The organism is Kribbella sp. NBC_00382, from assembly GCF_036067295.1.
In the GTDB taxonomy this organism is placed as follows: Bacteria; Actinomycetota; Actinomycetes; order Propionibacteriales; family Kribbellaceae; genus Kribbella.
On record NZ_CP107954.1, the window covers coordinates 7,575,124 to 7,597,574 of the forward strand.

The 22,451-nt window shown below is 67.8% G+C and carries 18 protein-coding genes; 10 read left to right on the plus strand and 8 right to left on the minus strand.

The features are described 5' to 3' along the window. Window positions 1–108 precede the first annotated feature (108 nt). From OHA70_RS35625 to OHA70_RS35645, 5 genes are all read left to right on the plus strand, one after another. Window positions 109–768: a glycosyltransferase family 2 protein gene (locus OHA70_RS35625; protein ID WP_328325363.1), complete on the plus strand. Its 660-nt coding sequence runs from the start codon at window positions 109–111 to the stop codon at window positions 766–768. After that, on the plus strand, window positions 765–2,045 hold the full coding sequence (locus tag OHA70_RS35630; protein WP_328325365.1) for a DUF2064 domain-containing protein: 1,281 nt from the start codon (window positions 765–767) through the stop codon (window positions 2,043–2,045). The genes OHA70_RS35625 and OHA70_RS35630 overlap by 4 nt, the downstream gene beginning before the upstream one ends. Beyond that, window positions 2,042–3,460 (plus strand): glycosyltransferase 87 family protein, encoded by a 1,419-nt coding sequence (locus OHA70_RS35635; protein ID WP_328325367.1) that lies wholly within the window; start codon window positions 2,042–2,044, stop codon window positions 3,458–3,460. Before OHA70_RS35630 ends, OHA70_RS35635 begins: the two co-directional genes overlap by 4 nt. Before the next feature lie 5 nt (window positions 3,461–3,465). Beyond that, window positions 3,466–4,329, plus strand: a complete 864-nt coding sequence (locus OHA70_RS35640) for an ATP-grasp domain-containing protein (protein WP_328325370.1) — start codon at window positions 3,466–3,468, stop codon at window positions 4,327–4,329. Between the two features lie 84 nt (window positions 4,330–4,413). After that, window positions 4,414–4,692 carry a WhiB family transcriptional regulator gene (locus OHA70_RS35645; protein WP_328325372.1) on the plus strand — a complete coding sequence of 93 codons (279 nt, stop codon included), beginning with the start codon at window positions 4,414–4,416 and terminating at the stop codon, window positions 4,690–4,692. Window positions 4,693–4,718: 26 nt separating this feature from the next. Here OHA70_RS35645 and OHA70_RS35650 read toward each other — a convergent pair whose 3' ends face one another. Continuing rightward, the gene (locus tag OHA70_RS35650; protein WP_328325374.1) at window positions 4,719–5,180 is read right to left on the minus strand and encodes a hypothetical protein; all 462 of its coding nucleotides are present in this window, start codon (window positions 5,178–5,180) and stop codon (window positions 4,719–4,721) included. Between the two features lie 49 nt (window positions 5,181–5,229). On the opposite strand from OHA70_RS35650, the gene OHA70_RS35655 reads away from it, so the two are divergent. Beyond that, window positions 5,230–6,159: a threonine ammonia-lyase gene (locus OHA70_RS35655; protein ID WP_328325376.1), complete on the plus strand. Its 930-nt coding sequence runs from the start codon at window positions 5,230–5,232 to the stop codon at window positions 6,157–6,159. Here the strand turns inward: OHA70_RS35655 and OHA70_RS35660 are convergent. The 7 genes from OHA70_RS35660 to OHA70_RS35690 form a co-directional block, all read right to left on the minus strand. Next, entirely contained in the window at window positions 6,156–7,613 is a 1,458-nt protein-coding gene (locus tag OHA70_RS35660) for a glycosyltransferase family 87 protein (protein WP_328325378.1), read from the minus strand. The two genes, OHA70_RS35655 and OHA70_RS35660, sit on opposite strands and share 4 nt — an antisense overlap. 99 nt (window positions 7,614–7,712) lie before the next feature. Next, on the minus strand, window positions 7,713–8,534 hold the full coding sequence (locus tag OHA70_RS35665; RefSeq protein ID WP_328325381.1) for a bifunctional allantoicase/(S)-ureidoglycine aminohydrolase: 822 nt from the start codon (window positions 8,532–8,534) through the stop codon (window positions 7,713–7,715). Beyond that, window positions 8,531–9,901, minus strand: a complete 1,371-nt coding sequence (gene allB / locus OHA70_RS35670) for an allantoinase AllB (protein WP_328325383.1) — start codon at window positions 9,899–9,901, stop codon at window positions 8,531–8,533. The genes OHA70_RS35665 and allB overlap by 4 nt, the downstream gene beginning before the upstream one ends. Window positions 9,902–9,923: 22 nt before the next feature. Continuing rightward, complete coding sequence (locus OHA70_RS35675; RefSeq protein WP_328325385.1) at window positions 9,924–11,198, minus strand: glycerate kinase; 1,275 nt, start codon at window positions 11,196–11,198, stop codon at window positions 9,924–9,926. A gap of 53 nt (window positions 11,199–11,251) precedes the next feature. Continuing rightward, entirely contained in the window at window positions 11,252–13,063 is a 1,812-nt protein-coding gene (gcl, locus tag OHA70_RS35680; RefSeq protein ID WP_328325387.1) for a glyoxylate carboligase, read from the minus strand. Next, window positions 13,063–13,947: a 2-hydroxy-3-oxopropionate reductase gene (locus OHA70_RS35685; RefSeq protein ID WP_328325389.1), complete on the minus strand. Its 885-nt coding sequence runs from the start codon at window positions 13,945–13,947 to the stop codon at window positions 13,063–13,065. Before OHA70_RS35685 ends, gcl begins: the two co-directional genes overlap by 1 nt. Window positions 13,948–13,958: 11 nt before the next feature. After that, complete coding sequence (locus OHA70_RS35690; RefSeq protein WP_328325391.1) at window positions 13,959–14,780, minus strand: hydroxypyruvate isomerase family protein; 822 nt, start codon at window positions 14,778–14,780, stop codon at window positions 13,959–13,961. Between the two features lie 200 nt (window positions 14,781–14,980). Here OHA70_RS35690 and OHA70_RS35695 point away from each other — a divergent pair, with 200 nt between their 5' ends. The 4 genes from OHA70_RS35695 to xdhB all read left to right on the plus strand — a co-directional run bounded on the left by OHA70_RS35695 (window position 14,981) and on the right by xdhB (window position 22,444). Beyond that, window positions 14,981–16,513, plus strand: a complete 1,533-nt coding sequence (locus OHA70_RS35695; RefSeq protein ID WP_328325397.1) for a PucR family transcriptional regulator — start codon at window positions 14,981–14,983, stop codon at window positions 16,511–16,513. Window positions 16,514–16,644: 131 nt separating this feature from the next. Beyond that, window positions 16,645–18,570 carry a 2-oxo-4-hydroxy-4-carboxy-5-ureidoimidazoline decarboxylase gene (gene uraD / locus OHA70_RS35700; RefSeq protein ID WP_328325400.1) on the plus strand — a complete coding sequence of 642 codons (1,926 nt, stop codon included), beginning with the start codon at window positions 16,645–16,647 and terminating at the stop codon, window positions 18,568–18,570. Further along, window positions 18,567–20,087, plus strand: a complete 1,521-nt coding sequence (locus tag OHA70_RS35705; protein WP_328325402.1) for a xanthine dehydrogenase small subunit — start codon at window positions 18,567–18,569, stop codon at window positions 20,085–20,087. Before uraD ends, OHA70_RS35705 begins: the two co-directional genes overlap by 4 nt. Beyond that, on the plus strand, window positions 20,084–22,444 hold the full coding sequence (gene xdhB / locus OHA70_RS35710; RefSeq protein WP_328325404.1) for a xanthine dehydrogenase molybdopterin binding subunit: 2,361 nt from the start codon (window positions 20,084–20,086) through the stop codon (window positions 22,442–22,444). Before OHA70_RS35705 ends, xdhB begins: the two co-directional genes overlap by 4 nt. The last annotated feature ends 7 nt before the right edge of the window (window positions 22,445–22,451 follow it).

The window sequence follows — 22,451 nt, forward strand, 5'->3', positions numbered from 1 at the left end:
TCGTCCGTCTGGCCGAAAGCGCCACCTGGACCGCTCCGGAGTGGGACGTAAGCGAGCGGTATCCAGTACTGGCCCCGCAAACCCGCCGATCCTCCCTACCGTCGAAGGGTGCAACCAGCAGAAGTCGACCTCATCCTCCCCTGCCTCAACGAAGCCGCTGCGCTGCCCTGGGTGCTCACCCGGCTGCCGGTCGGAGTGCGGGCTGTTGTCGTCGACAACGGCTCCACCGACGGCTCTGCTGAGATCGCTGCCCGGCTGGGAGCGCTAGTGGTGCCGTGCGAGATCCGTGGGTACGGCGCTGCCTGCCATGCGGGGCTAGAGGCCAGTACTGCGGCAGTGGTCGCCTTCCTCGATGCGGACGCGTCTCTGGATCCACGGCAGCTCGTACGGGTGACTGCACCCGTACTGGCTGGGCAGATGGACCTCATGCTCGGCAGGAGGCGACCGGTGTCGCGCAATGCGTGGCCGTGGCATCTGCGGCTGGCCAATGCTGAGTTGTCGAGGCGGGTGCGTCGGCGTACCGGAGTACAGCTGAGGGATCTGGGTCCGATGCGTGCAGCGAGGCGGGATGCCTTGCTGAGCTTGGACCTGCACGACCGGCGGTCCGGGTACCCGCTGGAGACGGTGGTGAGGGCGGCAGACGCCGGCTGGCGGATCGCGGAGGTCGACGTGGACTACCTGCCACGCTCTGGGCGGTCAAAGGTCACCGGTACGCCGCTGGGCGCAGCGCGGGCCGTGCTGGATATGTCGAAGGTGTTGTCGGCGTGAAGGCGGACACGCTGATCGTGATCGCGAAGGAGCCGGTCGCGGGGCGGGTGAAGACGCGCCTGCAGACTGAGTTCACCCCTGCGGAGGCAGCGGCCCTGGCCCGCGCCTCACTGGCCGACACCCTTGCAGCTGTCCAGTCCACGCCGGTACGCCGGTATGTGCTCGCGCTGGACGGGCAGAGCGGCCCCTGGTTGCCACCCGCGTTCCAGGTCGTCCAGCAGCGGGGTGACGGTCTGGCAGAGCGGCTCTCCGAAGCATTCGAGGACTCGTACGCCGGTGGGCCGATGCTGCTGGTCGGTATGGACACCCCTCAGCTCACGCGGGAACTCCTGGACGTTGATTGGGCTGAGCACGACGCAGTACTCGGGTTGACCGAGGACGGCGGCTACTGGTGCCTCGGGTTGCGGCAACCGGACCGGCGGGCGCTGGTCGGCGTACCGATGTCCACTGATCACACCGGGGCGGATCAGCTCGCACGGCTGCGGTTGCTCGGGTACAAGGTGTTGCTGCTGCCGATGTTGCGGGACATGGACACACCGGAGGATGCGGCCGTGTTGGCGGCGAGCTTCCCGGCGTTGCGGATGTCGCGGTTGCATCGGCGGTTGCAGCATTCGGCGTCGCCGGGGTTGCTGTTCGAGAAGGCGCTCTCCGGTGCGCGAGTGGTTGCCACCGGCATCGATGGGCAGAGGGTGCCGTCGTTGTGCGAGGTCGATCGGTGGCAGGCGCCGGCGGATGAGGTGGACCGGTTGGCGCTGAGTCGGTGCGAGGGTCCGGTGCTCGACATCGGCTGCGGGCCGGGGCGGATCGTCACAGCCCTGGCGGAGCGAGGCATCCCGGCGCTTGGCGTCGACATCTCGGCCGAGGCGGTCCTGCTGACTACTAGCCGAGGTGCTCCAGCTCTCCGACGTCCTGTGCAGGAACCGCTGCCGGGCGAGGGGCGCTGGGGAAGTGTGCTCTTGATGGACGGCAACATCGGCATCGGCGGCGCGCCCGCCCTCCTGCTGCGCCGTTGCGCTGAGCTGGTCCGCCCCGACGGACTGGTCCTGGTGGAGGTCGATCCCGACGACCACCTCGACGACACGGCGCCGATCATCCTGCACGCAGACGGCGGTCGGCGCTCAAAGCCCTTGCCCTGGGCAAGAGTCGGCACCCGAGCAGTACTCCGCCACGCCCTCGCCGCCGACCTCTTGGCCACCGAGGACTGGCGCACCCCCCACCGAGCCTTCCTGACCTTCCGCCGCTCCCCCGCCACCCTCCGCCAGGCGTCCAACCGATGAAGACGTCCAGCGGGAAACCCCATGCGGTGGGCGGTGTGGGGTTGATGGTCGGTGGGGGTGTTGCTGTCGCTGTTTCGGTCGGAGTGGTTGCAGCGGAGGGTGCTGGGTGGTGGCCGAACTTGGTGTTGGTGGGTGGCTGCGCGGTGGTGGGTGGCATCGGCTGGCTAGTGACGAGGCGACCGGCCGGAGCGCGCGTAGTACTGGCTGTGGTGGCGGTGGCGGCGGTGTGTCAGGTGCCTGGGTTATTCAGGGTGCCCATCACCAGTACTGATGCATACCGGTATGTGTGGGACGGGCGGGTGCAGCTGTCTGGGAGTTCGCCCTATAGCCATGTGCCGCTGGCTGACGAGCTGGCCCGGCTTAGAGACCCCGTACTGTTCCCAGGCCTCTCCCCCGCCGACCGCACCGGGGTGACCGGGCCGCCGCGGGTGCCGCGGGACCCGGCAGGCATCACAGCCGCATCGGCCGACGACCCGCGTACCAAGATCAACCGCCCGCGGGTACCGACCATCTACCCGCCAGTGGCTCAGGCGTACTTCACCGCAGTAGCCCTCTTCACCCCCTGGTCGGCGGGGACACTTGGACTCCAGGTAGCGGCCGCAGCACTCGCCGTCGCGCTGACAGCCCTCCTGGCAAGCGAACTCAAGCGCCGCAAACGAGACCCACGCTGGGCTCTGCTGTGGGGTTGGTCACCGATCGTGGCCCTGGAGGCTGGCAACGCAGCCCATGTCGACGTCCTCGCAGCCCTACTCATCGCAGCCGCAGTAGCCCTCGCAGCCCGCCGCCGACCAATCCTCGCCGGCCTCCTCCTAGGCGCCGCAGCGGCCACCAAGCTCCTCCCCCTGCTGCTGCTCCCAGCCTTCACCGCCATCAGGCATAAAGACCTCCGCACCCCATTGGTTGCCGTAGGCACCTTTGTCGCCAGCTACATCCCCCACCTACTCGCCGCCGGCACCCTCGTGATCGGCTTCCTGCCCGGCTACCTCACCCAAGAGGGCTTCGAGGACGGCAGCTCTCGCTCGGCGATTCTCGCGCTGGTGTTGCCTCCTGAGGCCCGCCAGCTCGCCGCCGGACTCCTGGCCGTGGCGCTCGCCGTCCTCGCCCTCCAACGCCACGGCCGCGAGCCGATCGCCGTCACTTGCTGCTGGCTGTACGGCGCCGCGCTGCTCGTCACCACGCCGACCTACCCCTGGTACGGGCTGCCCTTGATCGCTGTGGCCGTACTGGCCGGCCGGTTCGAGTGGCTCGTCGTACCGGCCGCCGCGTACCTCGCCTACGCCAGCTTCGGCCACGACCAGCGCCAGGGCCTGATCTACCTCGCGGCCCTTGTCATCGTTGTCATCCCGATCACGCTCCGTCAGCGGACCGCCACGCGAATCCGGTTTGACGAACCGATCGAGGCGCGCCAACACTGAGCGACGTGAGAATCGCACTGGCTACCTCGACCGACTACGCAGAGCTGCACCCGCACGACCTGCCGCTCGCCACCGCCCTCAAAGCCGCCGGGCTCGACGCGGTGGCCGAGGTGTGGACCGACCCGTCGGTCGACTGGTCCTCGTACGACGCAGTGCTGCTGCGCTCCGTCTGGGACTACCACCGGCGCTACCTCGAGTTCACCGAGTGGCTCGGCCAGCTCGACAAGGCCGGTGTCACGCTCCTCAACGAGACCGACCTGGTCCGCTGGAACGCTGACAAGCGCTACCTCTTGGAACTGCGCGAGCGCGGAGTCGCGATCGTGCCGTCCCAGATCGCCGCCGGCGCCTGCCTGCGCGAGGTCGTCGCCGGGCTGGACGGCCAGGAGATCGTGATCAAGCCGACCGTCAGCGCCACGGCTCACCACACGATCCGCGGCACCGCGGGATCCCCCGAGCTCAGCCGCTCGATCGAGGACCTCCCGGACAACGTCTACCTGGTGCAGCCGTTCCAGCCGGAGATCCAGAACGAGGGCGAGTGGTCGCTGATCTTCCTCGACGGCGAGTTCAGCCACGCGGTCCTGAAGCGCCCGGCAGCTGGTGACTACCGGGTGCAGGACGACTTCGGCGGTACTGCCGAACTGCTCGACCCACCGGCCGCCGTCCTGACCGGTTCGACCGAGGCCCTCGCAGCAGCCAACAGCCGCCAGGCCCCCGCCTACGCCCGCGTCGACGGCATCCTGAGCAACGGCCGGTACCTGCTGATGGAGCTCGAACTGATCGAGCCCTACCTGTTCCTCCCGCTGGCTCCCGACGCCGCCACCCGCTTCGCCACCACTGTCGCCAACCGTCTCGCCGCCGCGAAGGTCTAGCCTAAGTGCAGTAATTCAGTAGACAAGCTCTCATATTCTAAGACGCGCCCCGGGACCCCAGGTACCGGGCATAGCGTTTGCGTTATGAGGCCGACCCTGACAGTGATCGCAGACCCCGCGGACCGCTGGATGACCAAGGCAGCCTGTGTCGGACAAGCATCCTTGTACGACGAGACTGCATCGCCTTGGGAACAGCGCAAGGCGCGTGAGCTCTGCCTGAGCAGCTGCCCTGTGATCAACGAGTGCCACGCGTGGGCCCGCCGGGAGAAGTTCACCGGTACCGCCGCCGGCCAGCGCCTGCTCTACGGCCGTCGCCGCGGCCACCCGGAGACGGCGGCCGCCCCGGAGAGCGCAGTCGGTTAGGGAGCGCACTCAGCCGGAGGGCGCAGTCAGCTGAGGCCGAGGTTGACGCTGAGGTAGCCGTCGTAGTCCGGGTCGTGCGGCCGAGACAGCACATGCGCGACCCAGGACTGCCGCTCCTGGTCCACCACGAGCAGCTCCCACGCACACGCGGTCGGACCGTCCGGCGGTACCAGGTGGAAGTCCGTAGTACCAAGGTCTGCGCGCAGGGAGCGGACGTACAGGATGTCGAGCTCCCACCAGCCGAGGATGCCCCAGAGCGCCTCGGTACCGGTGTGCACGATCAGGAACGCCATCCCCGGCCGCTCTGTCGTCACTACGGGCAGGAGCTTCTCCGCTGCGTCGAGGGCTGCGTCCTGGGCGGACGCATCAGGCAGTACTCCGGTAGCCGAGATGCCGGTCACCCTGACCCGCCAGTCGCCGCGCTGCTGGACTCCGAGGGTACGAGTCAGCCGCGGTCGGTAGGCCGGCATCGGGAGCGGGGCGGTCATGGGTCAATCATCTCGTGGTTCGGGTCCAGGCCGCACTAATGTCTGACCTATGCCGACCATCGAGGACGTCCGTACCGCCGCCGCTGGACTGCATGGGCGGATCCACCGCACGCCGATGGTCGAGTCGTCGGCGCTCGATGAGCTGTTCGGCGGACGGCTCACGCTGAAGGCTGAGCTGTTCCAGAAGACGGGCAGCTTCAAGGTGCGCGGGCTGCTCAACAAGACGCTCAAGTTGACGGCCGAAGAGCGCGAGCGTGGCGTCATCACCGTGTCAGCGGGTAACGCGGCCGGGGCGCTGGCCTGGGCGGCCCGGGATGCGGGAGTGCCGGCGACTGTGGTGATGGCGAAGACCGCTGTGCCGGCGAAGATCGCGGCGGCTAAGGCGTACGGGGCTCAGGTGGAGCTGGTCGAGGGCGATCTGATGGGCGCCTACGAGTCGATCCGGGACGAGCGGAAGCTGACCGGGGTGCACCCGTTCGACGACCTCGACGTGATCACTGGGCACGCCAGCCTCGCGCTGGAACTCCTCGACGACCGGCCAGACGTCGATACCGTGCTTGTGCCGGTCGGTGGTGGTGGACTCATCTCGGGCGTCGCGCTCGCGCTCAAGCTGATCCGGCCGAGCATCCGCGTGATCGGCATCGAGCCCGAGAACGCCGATGTCGTCAGCCGCAGCCTCGCCGCGGGCTCACCGCAGAAGCTCCCCACCGCGAAGAGCGTCGCCGACGGCCTCGCCGCCCCGGTCTGCGGCACCCACAACTACGGCATCATCGCCCAGTACGTCGATCAGGTGGTCCGCGTGAGCGAGGAGTCGCTTATCGAGGCGACGAAGCTAGTCATGTCCCGTACGAAGCTCGCCCTCGAGCCCGCCGCAGCAGCACCCTTCGCCGCCCTACTGGAAGGCAAGGTCCAGCTAGGCACCCTGGCTGCCGCCGTCGTCAGCGGCGGCAACCTGGATGTCTCCAAGCTGATGCTCTAGGCGTGCGCCGGGTCTAGTCGGCGGGGTGGGGGGTCTGCGAGGACGCCGTCGCCGGGGTCATTGATGAGGTCGCCCTGGCGGACGGGGTCGTTCTCCGGGAGCAGGATGTCGCGGGAGACGACCAGCATCAGCCACAGGGTGCCGGCCATGCGTAGTACGACCGAGAGCCAGTAGATCTTGTCCGGCTGGTTCGGGTCGCCGGGTGCGAGGTACTGGGCGAGATGCAGCCAGACCATCATCCAGTAGAACGACTCGCACGCCTGCCAGATCAGCCAGTCGCGCAGCTTCGGCCGGGCCAGCGCGACGAGCGGCAGCAGCCAGAGCACGTACTGCGGTGAGTACACCTTGTTGACCAGCAGGAACGCGGCTACCACCAGGAACGCCAGCTGCGCGAACCGCGGCGGTCGCGGCGCCATCAGGCCGAGGATCGCGATCGACAGGCAGAGCCCGGCGAAGATGACGATGTTGAGCTGGTTGACGTCGGCGACCTCGTGTTTGGCCAGCTTGAGGACGTACCAGATCGAGCCGTAGTCGCTCTCGCGCTCGTCGTTGAAGACCCAGAACGACAGCCACTCGTTCTTCGCCAGCAGGTAGATGGGGGCGTTGACCAGCCCCCAGCTGAACCCGGTGGCCACCAGCGCGAGGAACCAATGCCACAGCTTCCGCCCACGCAGGCAGACGATCAGCAGCGGCCCAAGCAGCAGGAACGGGTAGAACTTCGCCGCTGTCCCCAGTCCGAGCAGGATGCCGAACCAGATCGGCTTGCCCCGCGACCACGCCCACATCGCGCCCGCTGTCAGTACGACCGCGAACAGGTCCCAGTTGATCGTGGAGGTGAACGCCAGTACCGGCGCAGCTGCGACGTACAGGGCGATCATCGGCTGCCCACGGGCCCCGCCGTGGCGTTTGGGCACACCTCGAGCTGTCGCCACGGTCAGCCCGACCAGGATCAGCGCGCAGAGGAAGAGCATCGCGACGTTGACGACGAAGAAGACGCCGGCCGTGTCGCGCTTCTGCTGGTCCGTGACGTCCTTCTTGGGGTCGCCGGTGAAGACCCAGGTGATCTTGGCCGCGACCTCCATGAAGCCGCCGGTGAGCACCGGGTACTCCAGTACCGGGTAGTTGCCGGTGTCGAGGAACGGCCGGTTGCCCTCGGCGAAGCCGCGCTCCTGGTAGAGGTAGCCGATGTCGGAGTAGCACAGCGCCTGGAACGGCCGCCAGCTCTGCCGGTTCCAGCCGTCCTCCATACAGGGCGCCTTCTGCAGTACGCCGAGCGCGAAGGTGATGCAGCACACCGCGAGCGCGATCCGCAGCGGCGTCCACCAGGACGAGCTGAGCCGGGCGAACTTCCCAGTAGGACCGCCGAGGCCCACAGTCAGACGTGCGACGGCCGGTTCGACCTCAGGTGGCCGTGGCTGCGCGTCCTGGGCACTTGGTGGCGTCACGGGGGCCATCGTCTCCTATCCGCTCGGCCGCCCGGCAGGCGGCGCCCGCCAGGTTACCTAGGTTGTCCACCCCTGTGCGTCATTGAGGTCGGAAGAACCCTAGCGGGGTCAGCTCAGGCGTGGGAGTTTGGCGTGGCGGTTGACGTCTTTGTAGATGAGGTAGCGGAACGGGCCGGGTCCGCCGGCGTAGCAGGCCTGGGGGCAGAAGGCGCGGAGCCAGAGGAAGTCGCCCTCCTGGACCTCCACCCAGTCCTTGTTGAGCAGGTAGACCGCCTTGCCCTCGAGGATGTAGATGCCGTGTTCCATCACGTGCGTCTCGGGGAACGGGATCACGCCGCCGGGTTCGAAGCTCACGATGTTGACGTGGAAGTCGTACCGGACATCGAGCGGATCGACGAACCGCTGCGTCCGCCACCGCCCCTCGGTCCCCGGCATCTCGATGCCCTCGACATCGGTCTCGTTCGTGACGAAGGCCTCCGGCGCGGGAATCCCCTCGACTGCTTCGTAGGCCTTGCGCACGAAATGGAAGGTCGCGAGCTGGTCGCTGGTGTTGCGCAGGGTCCAGTCCGAGCTCGGCGGCAGGAACGCATAGCCACCCGGCGCCAGCTCGTGCTTCTCCCCGCCGACCGTCAGCACCAAGTTGCCGGAGACAACGAACAGTACGGCCGAAGCGCCCGGGTCCGTCTCGGGCTTGTCGCTGCCGCCACCCGGCGAGACCTCGACGATGTACTGCGAGAACGTCTCCGCGAACCCCGACAGCGGCCGCGCGATCACCCACAGCCTGGTGTTGTCCCAGAACGGCAACTGGCTGGTGACGATGTCGCGCATCGTGCCCCGCGGCAGTACGGCGTACGACTCGGTGAAGACCGCGCGATCGGTGGTCAGCTCCGTCTGCGCGGGGTGCCCGCCCATTGGGGAGTAGTAGGTCATGCGTCGTCTCCTCGGGTCAGCAGCCGGCCGCGGGGGCCGGCGTCGATGTCGATGGGGCGGCCGCGCAGCCAGGTACTGCGAACCACACCGGCAAGCGGCCGTCCGGCGTACGGGGTGATCGCGTTCTTGTGATGGAGCGCGGCGACATCCACCACGAACGACTCGTCGGGCGCGAACACGCAGAAGTCAGCGTCGTACCCGACCTCGAGCCGGCCCTTGTGCGTCAGACCCACCTGCGCGGCCGGCGCCTGGCACATCCAGCGGGCGACGTCGGTGAGCGTGAAACCCCGTTCGCGCGCTCCCGTCCAGACGGCCGGCAGCCCGACTTGGAGCGACGCGATACCACCCCAGGCCGCGCCGAAGTCGCCGGTGTCGAGCCGCTTCAGGTCGATGGTCGACGGCGAATGGTCGGAGACGACCAGGTCGATCAGCCCGTCGCGCAGCCCCTGCCAAAGCAACTCACGGTTGGCCGCCTCGCGGATCGGCGGGCAGCACTTGTACTGCGTTGCGCCGTCCGGGATCTCCTCGGCGGAGAAGGTCAAGTAGTGCGGGCAGGTCTCGGCGGTGATCCGCACGCCGTCGCGACGAGCGGCCGCGAGCAAGGGCAGTACGTCGGCGCTGGACACGTGCAATATGTGCACTCGGCAACCAGTCTGGCGGGCCAGCTCGATCACCTCAGCCACTGCGGCGTTCTCCGCCTCACGCGGGCGGGAGTGGAGGAAGCGCTGATAACTCGCACCGTCCGGCTGAGGGGCGGTGTCGATCTGGTGAGCGTCCTCGGCATGAACGATCAGGAGTCCGTCGAACGCGCTGATCTCGCGCATCGCGCGCTGGAGCTCTTTGGCGTCCAGCGGTGGAAACTCATCGACTCCCGAGTGGAGCAAGAAGCATTTGAACCCGAACACTCCGGCCTCATGCAGCGGCCTCAACTGCTCGGCGTTCCCGGGGATCGCTCCACCCCAGAAACCGACGTCGACGTAGGCCTGGCTCTGGGCTGTCTTTCTCTTGAGCTCCAACGCCGGTACGTCGCAAGTCGGCGGGATACTGTTGAGCGGCATGTCGATGATCGTGGTGACACCGCCCGCCGCGGCCGCCCGGGTCGCGCTGGTGAAGCCCTCCCAGTCGGTCCGCCCCGGATCGTTCACGTGCACATGCGAGTCGACAAGCCCCGGGAACAGCACCTCGTCCTCGGCCAGCTCAACCAGCTCGGGAGCGCCGTGCCCTTCGCCTGGGGTGGCGTCTTCGTACACCGTGTCGTACGGGTCGATGCTGACGATCCGGCCGTCCTTCACGCCGACGGCAGCGGGTACGAGGCCCGTGGTACTGACCATCCGGCGGGCCCGGATGACGAGGTCCAACGCGGTCATGCGGTCCCCTCTCGGTTGAAACTCATCGTAGGTCGGCCGCGATCCGTTCACCGAGCAATCGCAGCAACGGCACCGGATCCGCAATACACCGCCGTACGTCCGGCTCGAGATCCGTCAGCGCATAAGCCTTCTTGATCCCCGCCTCCCGCAGCCGCTCCCCGTCCAGCGTGTTGGCACCACAAACAGCCACCACCGGTACGCCGGCAGCCGCCCCCGCCGCAGCCACTCCTACAACCGCCTTCCCCCGCAACGTCTGCTCGTCCAACTTCCCCTCACCCGTCACCAGCAAATCAGCCCCCACCAACCGCTCCCCAAACCCCACCAGCTCCAGCACCAACCCAATCCCCGCCCGCAACTCCCCACCAAGCACCCCCACCACCACAAACCCCACACCCCCAGCAGCCCCCGCCCCAGGTACCTCCCGAGCGTCCACGCGAGGCGCAGAGTCGAGGTCCGCCCCCGCCGCCCGCTCGGAGCGGAGCTCCCGCCCCGCCGCGTGTGCGGAGTCGAGGTCCGCCCCCGCCGGGTGCGCGGGGAGGAGGTCTGGCGCCGCGTGTGCGGAGCGGAGATCCGGGCGGGCGGGATCGCCATGCTCGTGGCTGGTGGTTTGAGCCACGAGGTTGGCCCAGTGGTCTAGAGCGCGGTCGAGTGCTTCGACGTCACTCGGGCTGGCGCCCTTCTGCGGCCCGTACGTTGCTGCGGCACCCGTCGGGCCTGTCAATGGATTGTCGACGTCGCAGGCGACGATGATCTCCACGCCCTGCAATCGCGTGCGGAGCGCGCTCAGGTCGACTGACTCTGCCGCGAGTAGCCCGGCGCCGCCTTCGGGGACTTCCTCTCCGCGGGCGTCGAGTACCCGTGCTCCGAGCGCGCGGATGAGGCCAGCGCCTCCGTCGGTACTAGCGCTGCCGCCGATTCCGAGGATCACCCGCGTGCACCCGCTGTCGACCGCAGCCGCCAGTACCTCCCCGACTCCCCGCGACGACGCGCTCATCGGAGCCGGCTTGCCGCCGGGCAGCCGCACCAATCCACACACGTCAGCCAACTCGACAACAGCCGTATCCCCACGCCGAGCAAACCCACTCCACACCAACTCACCAGTCGGCCCAGACGCCACCACCGGCACCAGCTCAAACCCCGCAGCAACAACAGCAGCCAACGTCCCATCCCCACCATCAGCCACCGACACCCAGTCGACGACAGCGTCCGGTCGCTCCCGCCGCACGCCTTCACCGACGGCGGCGGCAACCTCATCGCTGCCGACTGATCCCTTGAACTTGTCTGAGGCAACCAGCACCCGGCACCCCGCCTCTGGCTTTCCCAAAGGCGGGGTGGAGGAAGAAGCCGACATCAGCTACTCGCTGGGGCGGCGGCCGACAGCACACCCGGAGCGAGTGTGGTGACCGCTGTGGGAGCGTCCTCTGCAGTTTCCGCGAGGGGCTCGAATTCGTTGATGCTGTCGATTTCGGTGCCCATGGAGACGTTGGTGACTCGTTCGAGGATGACCTCGACGACGACCGGGACGTGGAACTCGTCCAGCAGCTTCTTCGCTTGTTCCAGGGCCGGCAGGATCTCGTCGGGCTCGGAGACCCGCAACGCCTTGCACCCCAAGCCCTCGGCGACCTTCACATGATCGACGCCGTAGCCGTTGAGTTCGGGGCTGTTGAGGTTTTCGAAGGAGAGTTGGACGCAGTAGTCCATTTCGAGGCCGCGTTGGGCTTGGCGGATCAGGCCGAGGTAAGAGTTGTTCACCACCACGTGGATGTACGGGATGTTGAACTGGGCGCCGACCGCCAACTCCTCGATCAGGAATTGGAAGTCGTAGTCGCCCGAGAGCGCGACGACGGTTGACTCCGGATCGGCAACCGCGACACCGAGCGCCGCCGGCACGGTCCACCCCAACGGACCGGCCTGGCCGGCGTTGATCCAGTGGCGGGGGCGGTAGACATGCAGCAGCTGGGCGGCCTGGATTTGCGACAAGCCGATCGTGCTGACGTACCGGGTCTCCGGACCGAAGGCCCGGTTCATTTCCTCATACACGCGCTGCGGCTTCACCGGCACGGCATCGAAGTGCGTCTTCCGCTGCAACGTCGCCCGCCGCTCGCGGCACTCCTCTCCCCACGTCCAGCGCCCAGCCAGCTTGCCTTCGAGTGCCCATTCCCGAGCAACCTCGATGAAGACCTCCAGCGCAGCCCGCGCATCGGACACGATCGAGTAGTCCGGCGCCAGCACCCGCCCGATCTGGGTCGGTTCGATATCGACGTGCACGATCTTGCGACCTTCGGTGTACGTGGAGATCGAACCGGTATGCCGGTTGGCCCACCGATTACCGATCCCGAGCACGAAGTCGGACGCCAGCAACGTCGCGTTCCCGTACCGATGCGAAGTCTGCAGCCCGACCATCCCAGCCGCCAGCGGATGGTCATCCGGAATCGCACCCCACCCCATCAGAGTCGGTGCGACCGGTACACCGACCAGCTCGGCAAACTCGACCAGCAACCCAGCCGCATCCGCGTTGATCACCCCACCACCAGCAACAATCAGCGGCCGCGAGGCCGAGTTGAGCATCTCCAGCGCCTTCTCCGCCTGAGCCCGAGTCGCGGCAGGCCGGAGTACCGGCAGTGGTTCGTACGTGTCGATGTCGAACTCGATCTCCGCCAGCTGCACATCGATCGGCAGGTCAACGAGCACCGGTCCCGGCCGTCCCTCTCGCATCAACCAGAAGGCCCGCTGGAACGTCCCCGGAACCTGCGCCGCCTCCATCACCGTGACCGCCCATTTGGCGACCGGCCCGGCGATCGAAGCGATGTCGACCGCCTGGAAATCCTCCTTGTGCAGCTTGGCCACCGGCGCCTGCCCGGTGATGCACAGGATCGGGATCGAGTCGGCCGAAGCGGAGTACAGGCCGGTGATCATGTCGGTACCCGCCGGGCCGGACGTACCGATGCAGATGCCGATGTTCCCGTAGGCAGCCCGCGTGTAGCCCTCAGCCATGTGCGAGGCAGCCTCGACGTGGCGAGCCAGCACGTGCTTAACCCCGCCATGCTTCTTCAGAGCGCTGTAGAACGGATTGATCGCGGCACCGGGCAACCCGAACGCCTGCGTCGCACCTTCCTTCTCCAGGATCAGTACTGCGGCATCGACCGCGCGCATGCGAGCCATCAGGCCACAACCTTCCCCGACAGCCGCTCGACGCCACGCAGCAGCGCGGAGTGGTCGAGCCCGCCATCGCCGTTGGCCCGAGCCGATGCGACCAGCTGAGCAACCAAAGCCCCCAGCGGGACGACCACGCCAGCCTCGCGGGCCGCCGCCGTCACGATCCCCATGTCCTTGTGATGCAGATCGATCCGGAACCCTGGCTGGAAGGAGCGCGACAACATGTTCTCCTTCTTCTGCTGAAGCACCGCCGATCCCGCCAGCCCGCCGCCGAGCACCTCCAGCGCGGCCTTTGTGTCCACCCCGTACGCCTCCAGGAACACCAGCGCCTCTGACACCGCCTGGATGTTCGCCGCGACGATCAGCTGGTTAGCGGCCTTAACCGTCTGCCCCGAACCACTCGGCCCGACGTGGACAACGGTCTTACCCACGGCATCGAACAACGGCTTGGCGATCGCGAAGTCGTCCGCCTCACCACCGACCATGATCGACAGCGCAGCGTTCCGAGCCCCAGCCTCACCACCGGAGACAGGAGCATCGAGCATCCGGAACCCAACCGCCCGCGCCCGCTCGGCAAGCTGCTGCGTGACATCGGGCCTAATGCTGGAGAAGTCGATGATCAGCGTGCCGGTCTCGGCCAGCTGGAAGACCCCTTCCTCCCCGGTCAGCACCTGCTCCACGTCGGGCGAGTCCGGCACCATCACGCAGATCACGTCGGCCCCCTTGACCGCGTCGGCCAGCGACTCGGCCGCCCGCCCGCCGGCCTCGACCAGCGCGACAGCACGCTCCGGGCTGTGGTCGAAGCCAGCAACTACGTGACCGGCGTTGGCCAGATGGACAGCCATCGGATTGCCCATGATGCCGAGGCCGATGAAAGCAATATTCGTCATCTCAAAGTCTCCTAAGAAGTAGGCAGGCCGCGGCGCGAACGCGGCAGCCAGCCGAAGCTGTCGTTGGTGGAAGTGGCCGGCTTGTACTCGAGCGAGACCCAGCCGGAGTAGCCGTTCGCCTCGAGCGCAGCGAGCTGAGCGTCGAGCGGGAGTGACCCGGTACCGGGCTCGTTGCGGCCAGGAGCATCCGCGATCTGCACATGCGCGATCCGGTCGGTGTGCTCGGCGATCACCCGATCGACGTCATCACCGTTGACCGCGAGGTGGTACAGATCCGCGAGCAACCCAAGATTCTGTACTCCGGAAGCCGCCCGCACCCGATCGATGACACCGAGCACATCGGCGGCCGTCCGCAGCGGATACCGCTCAGCCCCACTGACCGGCTCGACCAGCACCGTCGCGCCGATCCGATCAGCAGCCCGCGCCGCCAACGCAAGATTCTCGACGGCAAGCTCATCCTGCTCAAGAGCGCTGTCGATGCGGTTGCCGTAGAGCGCATTGAACGCCCGGCACCCGAGCTGCTCGCCGATGCCGACCGTCACGTCGACGTTGTCCCGGAACTCCCCCGACCGCTTGGGCCACGACACCAGCCCGCGATCACCACCAGGCATGTCCCCGGCGAAGAAGTTGAGCCCGACCAGCTGCACGCCGGCATCCCGGATCGCGGTCACAAACCCCTCGACCTCGGCATCACCCGGTACCGCCTCAGCGAACGGCCACCAGAACTCGACCGCCTCGAACCCAGCCTCCCGGGCAGCCGCCGGGCGCTCCAGCAGCGGCAGCTCTGTGAACAGGATCGAGCAGTTCACGGCGTGGCGCAGCGCGTGGCTCATGGAGTCCTTCTCTCGTTTTCCGCATTGTGGAAACTTACTTCTGCTATGCGAAATTACCATAGAATGCCGACGACGAGCCCGTCAAGCACTGGCCGCAAAGCCCGAAGAGGCCTGATCGATGTCCACACGGGCATATCGCGCGCGCGTGCTCGCGTTGTACGTTCCTCCAAAGAGCCGGCAACAAATCGGAGGAGGCGCAGATGCTGCTTTCAGAGCTGTTCGAGCCGCCCGAACTGCGGCTCCGGCTGCTGCACGCGGCCCGCGGCGCGTACGACCGCCCGATCGGCCGGATCATCACCACCGACCTGCTCGAACCCGGCACCTACCTCAACGGCGGCGAGCTGGTCCTCACCGGCCTGGTCTGGCGGCGCAGCGCCAAGGACAGCGAAACCTTCGTCGCATCAGTCGCCGAGCGGGGCGCGACCACGATCCTCGCGGGCGCCGCACTCCTCGGCGAGGTCCCCGACGACCTGCTCCAGGCCTGCCGCCGCCACCAGGTCACCCTCGTCGAGGTACCGAAAGAGATCGCTTTCGCCGACGTCACCGAGTACGTCGCAGCGGCCGGCTCAGCCGGTACCGGCGCCCGGCTCTCCGCAAGCCTCGTCCGCCAGCGCCAACTCCTCTCGGCGATCGCGTCAGGCCGCAGCCTCGACGAGCTGACCGCCCGGATCTCCACCGAGATCGACCACGACTGCCGCGTCATCACCTCCACCGGCAGGCACGTAGTACCAGGCCCCGGCCCACTCGACGAGGACGCGCTCAACGCGATCACCCGACGCTTCCTGACCGCAGATCGCACCCCAGCCGTCGCCGACGCAGCCAGTACGTCGTACAGCCTGTTCCCGATCGGATCAGGCCTCGGCAACCGCCTCACCGCCTGGCTACTCGTCGTCGACGGCGACCACACCCAGTGGCCCCGGGCGCACGTCGAAGCGGTCCAGGAACTGTGCGCCATCGCCGCTCTAGACCGGGTACGCCGCGACGAGGGTCGCCTCGCACTACGCCCGCTGGTCGAGGACGCGCTGAGCCTGGTCGAATCGGGCGGCCCCCAAGCCGAGGTCGCGACCCGGCTGCGGCAGGCCGGCGTACAGGTCGATCGTCCGATGGCTGTCGCCGTGGCCGAACTGCGGGACGACGGTCCGGTCGAGGTCGCCCACGCGGTCTTCGAGGACGTCGCCCTCACCGTGGGACCAGCGGTCGTCGCGGCCGGGCGGGACGGTCTTCTCGTCGCCCTGTTGCCGTGGTCGTCAGAGCTCCCCGATCTCCTCCGCCACGCCTTCGGCCGGCTCGATCCCGGCCTGGCCAAGGCGAGGCTCGCGGTCGGAGTCAGCGGCGAGACGACCGTCGACGCCTTGACCGGCGCGCTGGAGGAGGCACGTTTCGCCCAACGGGCGGCACTGTCCGGGCGTACCCGGGTCTCGGTGGTGACCTCCGACGAGGTCGCCTCGCACGTCCTGCTGCTCGCGACCGTGCCCGACGATGTCCGGCGCACCTACGCCCACCGGGTGCTCGGGCCGGTGCTCGAGCACGATCGCCGCACCCGCGCAGACCTGCTTGCCACGCTGACGGAGTTCCTGGCCTGGTCGGGCTCCTGGTCCCGTACCGCGGAGTCGTTGCACCTGCACGTCAACACGGTTCGTTACCGGATCGAACGCGTCGAGCAACTGACCGGTCGCGATCTGTCGAACTTCGAGGACCGGGTCGACGTGTTCCTCGCCCTCAAGTCGCTCTGATTGGAGGATCCTCCAAAAGCAGCCGAGCAGAAACCGCGCAAGTTCAGAGGTTTATCGGGTGCAATCGGCCACCGCCCGGGCCCAAGCTGTCGTGCAGGTCAGATCCGCCGCGACCCCTTGGAAGGTGCCGAATGAAGGCAGAAACGCGACCGAGCCGCGCAAGTCGTCATCCTGTCGACGAAGTGCTCTCGCCGGGCAAGCTCGCCGTCTACGGCACCCAGCACGTGCTGGCCTTCTATGCCGGCGCGGTGATCGTACCGATCCTGCTAGCGAACTCGATCGGCCTGAGCACGGCGCAGCTGGTGCACCTGATCAACGCCGACCTGTTCACCTGCGGTATCGCCTCGATCATCCAGTCGGTCGGCTTCTGGAAGGTCGGTGTCCGGCTGCCGCTGCTGCAGGGCGTGACCTTCACGGCAGTCTCGCCGATGATCGCCATCGGCCTCGCAGCCGGCGGCGGTACGGACGGCCTGCTGGTCATCTACGGCGCGGTCCTGGTGGCCGGGCTGGCGACCTTCTTCATCGCCCCGTTCTTCAGCAAGCTGATCCGGTACTTCCCACCCGTCGTCACGGGCTCGGTGATCACGATCATCGGGCTGGCCCTGCTGCCGGTGGCCGCCGGGGACGCGACCGGCGGCGCGGGACCGACCTCGGACCCGACCAGTGGCAAGAACCTCGCCTATGCACTCGGGACGCTCGCGCTGATCGTGCTCATCCAGCGAGTCTTCAAGGGCTTCATGGCCACGGTCGCAGTACTGGTCGGCCTGGTCGTCGGGACCCTGGTCGCGTGGAGCTTCGGTGACGCGCACTTCGGTGCGGTCGGCGACGCGGCCTGGGTCGGCGTGACCCAGCCCTTCTACTTCGGCTGGCCCAAGTTCTCGATCGCCGCGATCATCTCGATGGTCGTCGTCATGCTGATCACCGCGGTGGAGACCACCGGTGACGTGTTCGCGACCGGCGAGATCGTGCAGAAGCGGATCACCCGCAACGACATCGCCCGGGCGCTGCGCGCCGACGGCCTGGCCACCACGATCGGCGGCATCTTCAACTCCTTCCCCTATACCTGCTTCGCCGAGAATGTCGGGCTGGTCCGGCTGACCCGGGTGAAGAGCCGCTGGGTGGTCGCCACGGCCGGCGGGATCATGATCCTGCTCGGCCTGATCCCCAAGGCGGGCGCGATCGTGGCCGGCATCCCGCACCCTGTGCTCGGCGGCGCCGCCCTGGCGATGTTCGCCACCGTCGCGGTGGTCGGTTTCCAGACGCTGGCCAAGGTCGACTTCCACGACCACCGCAACGTGGTGATCGTGGCGACCAGCGTCGGCCTGGCGATGTACGTCACCGCGCAGCCGCAGATCTCCCAGGCGGTACCGGACTGGGCCGAGATCATCTTCGGCAGCGGCATCACGCTCGGCAGCCTGACCGCGATCGGGCTGAACCTGCTCTTCCACCACGTCGGCAAGGACTTCGGCCCCGCGGTGGCCGGCCAACCGAACCGTACCGGGCTGGTCCGGCTCGACCAGGTGAACAAGATGAGCCGCGACGAGTTCGTACAGACCTTCTCCGGGCTGTTCCAGGGACCGACCTGGATGGTCGAACGGGCCTGGGAGATGCGGCCGTTCACCGATACGCATGCCTTGCGCCGGTCGTTCCAGGAGGCGCTCTTCTCCGGGTCGCCTGAGGAGCAGCGCGAGCTGATCGGGTCGTATCCGCAGCTCGGCTCGCAGTTCGTCGCCGACGGGCTCAGTGGCGAGGCCTCACTGCGCGATCAGGCGACTCGAGGGCTGACCTTCCTGCCGGAGCCCGACCGGGACGAGTTGGCGGCGATCACCGCGGAGTACAAGGAGCGGTTCGGCTTCCCGCTCGTCATCTCGGTCAGGGACGCGGAGTCGTTCGACCGGATCGTCGAGCAGGGCCGGGTACGGCTCGGCAACTGCGAGAACCAGGAGCACGCCGCCGCGCTGCTGGAGATCGCGAAGATCGCCGGCTACCGCTTCGACGACTTCCTGCAGGACGCGAACCCCATCCACAGTGCAAGGACCCGCTGGAGCCGACCATGACGACGATCAAGGTGAACGGCACAGACGCCAGCCTCGACGGCGTACCTGTCCACACCACCGTGCTGGACTGGCTCCGCGACCGAGGACTGACCGGAGCCAAGGAAGGCTGCGCCGAGGGCGAGTGCGGTGCCTGCTCGGTACTGGTCGCCCGCCCGGGCATCGACACCCCCACCCAGTGGACGGCCATCAACGCCTGCCTTCTGCCCGCAGCATCCCTCGACGGCCAGGAGATCATCACCTCGGAAGGCCTCGGCAAGAGCACTGAGCTGCACCCGGTCCAACAGGAGATGGCAGTCCGCGGCGGATCCCAGTGTGGCTTCTGTACTCCGGGCTTCGTGTGCAGCATGGCCGCCGAGTACTACCGCGCAGACCGCACTCCGTCCGCCTCTTGCGAGCATGAGCACGGCCCCAACGGCTTCGACCTCCATGCGTTGAGCGGCAACCTCTGCCGCTGCACCGGCTACCGCCCCATCCGCGACGCCGCCTACGCTTTGGGTGATCCGGCCGCCGACGACACGCTCGCGGCCCGCCGGTCGTCACCCCCTCCTCCCCCGGTCGCCACCCGCCTAACTGTCGACGGAGCGGAGTTCATCCGCCCGGCCACCTTGGCCGAGGTCCTGGAGATCCTCACCGAGTGCCCCGAGGCCCGAATCGTCGCCGGCTCCACCGACGCCGGCGTAGAGGTCAACATCCGAGGCCTCCGGCCCCCACTCGTCGTAGCCGTCGACCGCCTGGCCGAACTCCGTGAGTTCACGTGGCACCCCCAGCCAGGCGAGGCCTACGGCCTCAGCAAGGTGGACGAGCCCGGTCAGCCCGATGGGCTGGGTGAGGTTGGTCGGGCCAGCGGGCCGGGCGAGGTGCGGATCGGCGCTGCGTTGACGTTGAGCGAGATCGAGCGGTTGCTCGCGGGACGGGTGCCGTTGCTGGCTCAGGTGTTTCCGCAGTTTGCTTCTCGGTTGATTCGCAACGGGGCGACGATCGGCGGCAACCTTGGGACTGGGTCGCCGATTGGTGATACTCCACCGGCGCTGCTCGCCCTCGACGCATCGCTGGTCCTCACCTCGACCCGCGGTGAGCGCACCGTCGCCCTCGCCGACTACTTCACTGGCTACCGGCAGACGCTGAAGGCGCCGGATGAGTTGATTCGGAGCATCGTGGTGCCGTTGCCGTTGGCACCGATGACCGCGTTCCACAAGATTGCCAAGCGGCGGTTCGACGACATCTCAAGCGTTGCGATCGGGTACGCCGTGGAGGTCGTCGACGGAGTGGTTCGGCAGGCGCGGATCGGGCTCGGTGGAGTGGCGGCCACGCCGTTGCGTGCGCGAGCGACGGAGGACGCGTTGATCGGCCAGCCGTGGACCGAGCAGAGCGTCCGCGAAGCGGCCGGAGTACTGGCCGGGGAGGGGACTCCGATGGACGATCACCGGGCTAGTTCGGCGTACCGGTCGGCGATGCTTGGGCAGTCGTTGCTCCGCTTCTTTGCTCAGCACCTTGCAGCCGAGGGGGTCAGCGCATGAGCTCGTTGTCGCTCCGTCCGGAGAACTCGATCGTCGGGCTGCCGTTGCCGCATGAGAGTGCCGCGCTGCATGTGACCGGCGAGGCGCTCTACACCGACGACCTCGTGCAGCGGACCCGTGACGTACTGCATGCCTGGCCGGTTCAGTCGCCGCATGCTCATGCGCGGATCCTGGATCTCCGGGTGAAGCCGGCGTACGACGTACCGGGCGTTGTCCGGGTGCTGACGTCGGAGGATGTGCCTGGGGTCAACGACGCCGGGGTGAAGCATGACGAGCCGCTGTTCCCGTCGGAGGCGATGTTTCACGGGCATGCGATCTGCTGGGTGCTCGGCGAGACGCTGGAGGCTGCGCGGCTTGGCGCTTTGGCGGTCGAGGTCGAGTACGAGGAACTGCCCTCGCTGGTGACCGTCCGCGAAGCGATTGCCGCGGGCAACTTCCAGGGGATCGGGCGGCATCTGGAGAACGGTGATGTCGAGGCCGCACTGAGCTCCGCGCCGCATGTCTTCGAGGGCGAGTTCGAGTTCGCCGGGCAGGAGCACTTCTACCTGGAGACCAACTCGGCGCTGGCCCTCATCGACGAGGGCGGCCAGATCTTCGTCCAGAGCAGCACGCAGCATCCGTCGGAGACGCAGGAGATCATCGCCCACGTGCTCGGCGTCGCGAGCCACGCGGTGACCGTCCAGTGCTTGCGGATGGGTGGCGGGTTTGGCGGCAAGGAGATGCAGCCGCACGGTTTCGCCGCCATCGCGGCGCTCGGCGCGACGTTGACCGGGCGGCCGGTGCGGCTGCGCCTCAACCGCACCCAGGACGTCACGATGACCGGCAAGCGGCACGGCTTCCACAGCTCGTGGCGGGTCGGCTTCGACGACGAGGGTCATCTCGTTGCCCTCGACGCAACGCTCACGGCCGATGGTGGCTGGAGTCTCGACCTGTCCGAGCCGGTGCTCGCCCGCGCGATGTGCCACATCGACAACGGGTACTCGATCCCCAACGTCCGCGTCGACGGCCGGATCGCCAAGACGAACAAGACGTCACAGACCGCCTTCCGCGGCTTCGGCGGGCCGCAGGGCATGCTCGTGATCGAGGACATCCTCGGCCGGTGCGCGCCGCAGCTCGGGTACGACGCGATGGAGCTGCGGCGGCGCAACTTCTACCAGTCCGGCGACAGTACGCCGTACGGGATGCCGGTACGTCATGCCGAGCGGCTCGAGGCGTGCTGGAGCGAGGTACTCGAAACCGGCGACATCGAACAGCGGAAGACCGAGATCGCGGAGTTCAACGCGACGCATCCGCACCTCAAGCGGGCGATCGCGATGACGCCGGTGAAGTTCGGCATCTCGTTCAACCTGACCGCGTTCAACCAGGCGGGCGCGCTGGTGCACGTCTACAAGGACGGCTCGGTGCTGATCAATCACGGCGGTACCGAGATGGGCCAAGGGCTGCACACCAAGATGTTGCAGGTGGCGGCGACGACGCTCGGTGTTCCGCTGGAACGGGTACGGCTGGCGCCGACGCGGACCGACAAGGTGCCCAACACCTCAGCCACGGCCGCGAGCTCGGGTGCCGACCTCAACGGTGCCGCGATCAAGAATGCCTGTGAGCAGATCCGCACGCGGCTCGAACAAGTTGCCGGGGGCAAGTTGGGAATCGGCGCGCACGACGTGCGGTTCGTGGATGGTCGCGTGCGTGGGCTGACCTTCGACAGTACGAGCCTGAGCTGGGAAGAGGTCGTCAACGCGGCGTACTTCCAGCGGGTGCAGTTGTGGGCGGCCGGCTTCTATCGGACCGAGGGGCTGCATTGGGATGCCAATGCGATGCGCGGGGAGCCGTTCAAGTACTTCGCGTATGGCGTTGCGGCCTCTGAGGTCGAGGTCGACGGCTTCACCGGCGCGTACACGTTGCGGCAGGTGGACATCGTCCATGACGTCGGCGACAGCCTCAGCCCGCTGATCGACATCGGGCAGATCGAGGGTGGATTCGTCCAGGGCGCCGGCTGGCTGACGCTGGAGGACCTGCGCTGGGACGAGAGCAATGGCCCGAACCGTGGACGGCTAGCCACCCAGGCAGCTAGCACGTACAAACTGCCGAGCTTCTCGGAGATGCCCGAGATCTTCAACGTCCGCCTACTGGAGAAGGCCCACGAAGACGGCGCGGTCTACGGCTCCAAAGCCGTCGGCGAACCGCCGCTGATGCTCGCCTTCTCAGTCCGCGAAGCGCTTCGCCAGGCAGCCGCAGCCTTCGGGCCAGCCGGCACAAGCGTCGACCTCGGCTGCCCCGCGACGCCGGAGGCGGTCTACTGGGCGCTCGAGAAGGCCCGAGCTGGCTCCACCTCCCCCACCAGCGTGAGTGAGGGGTGAGCGAGAT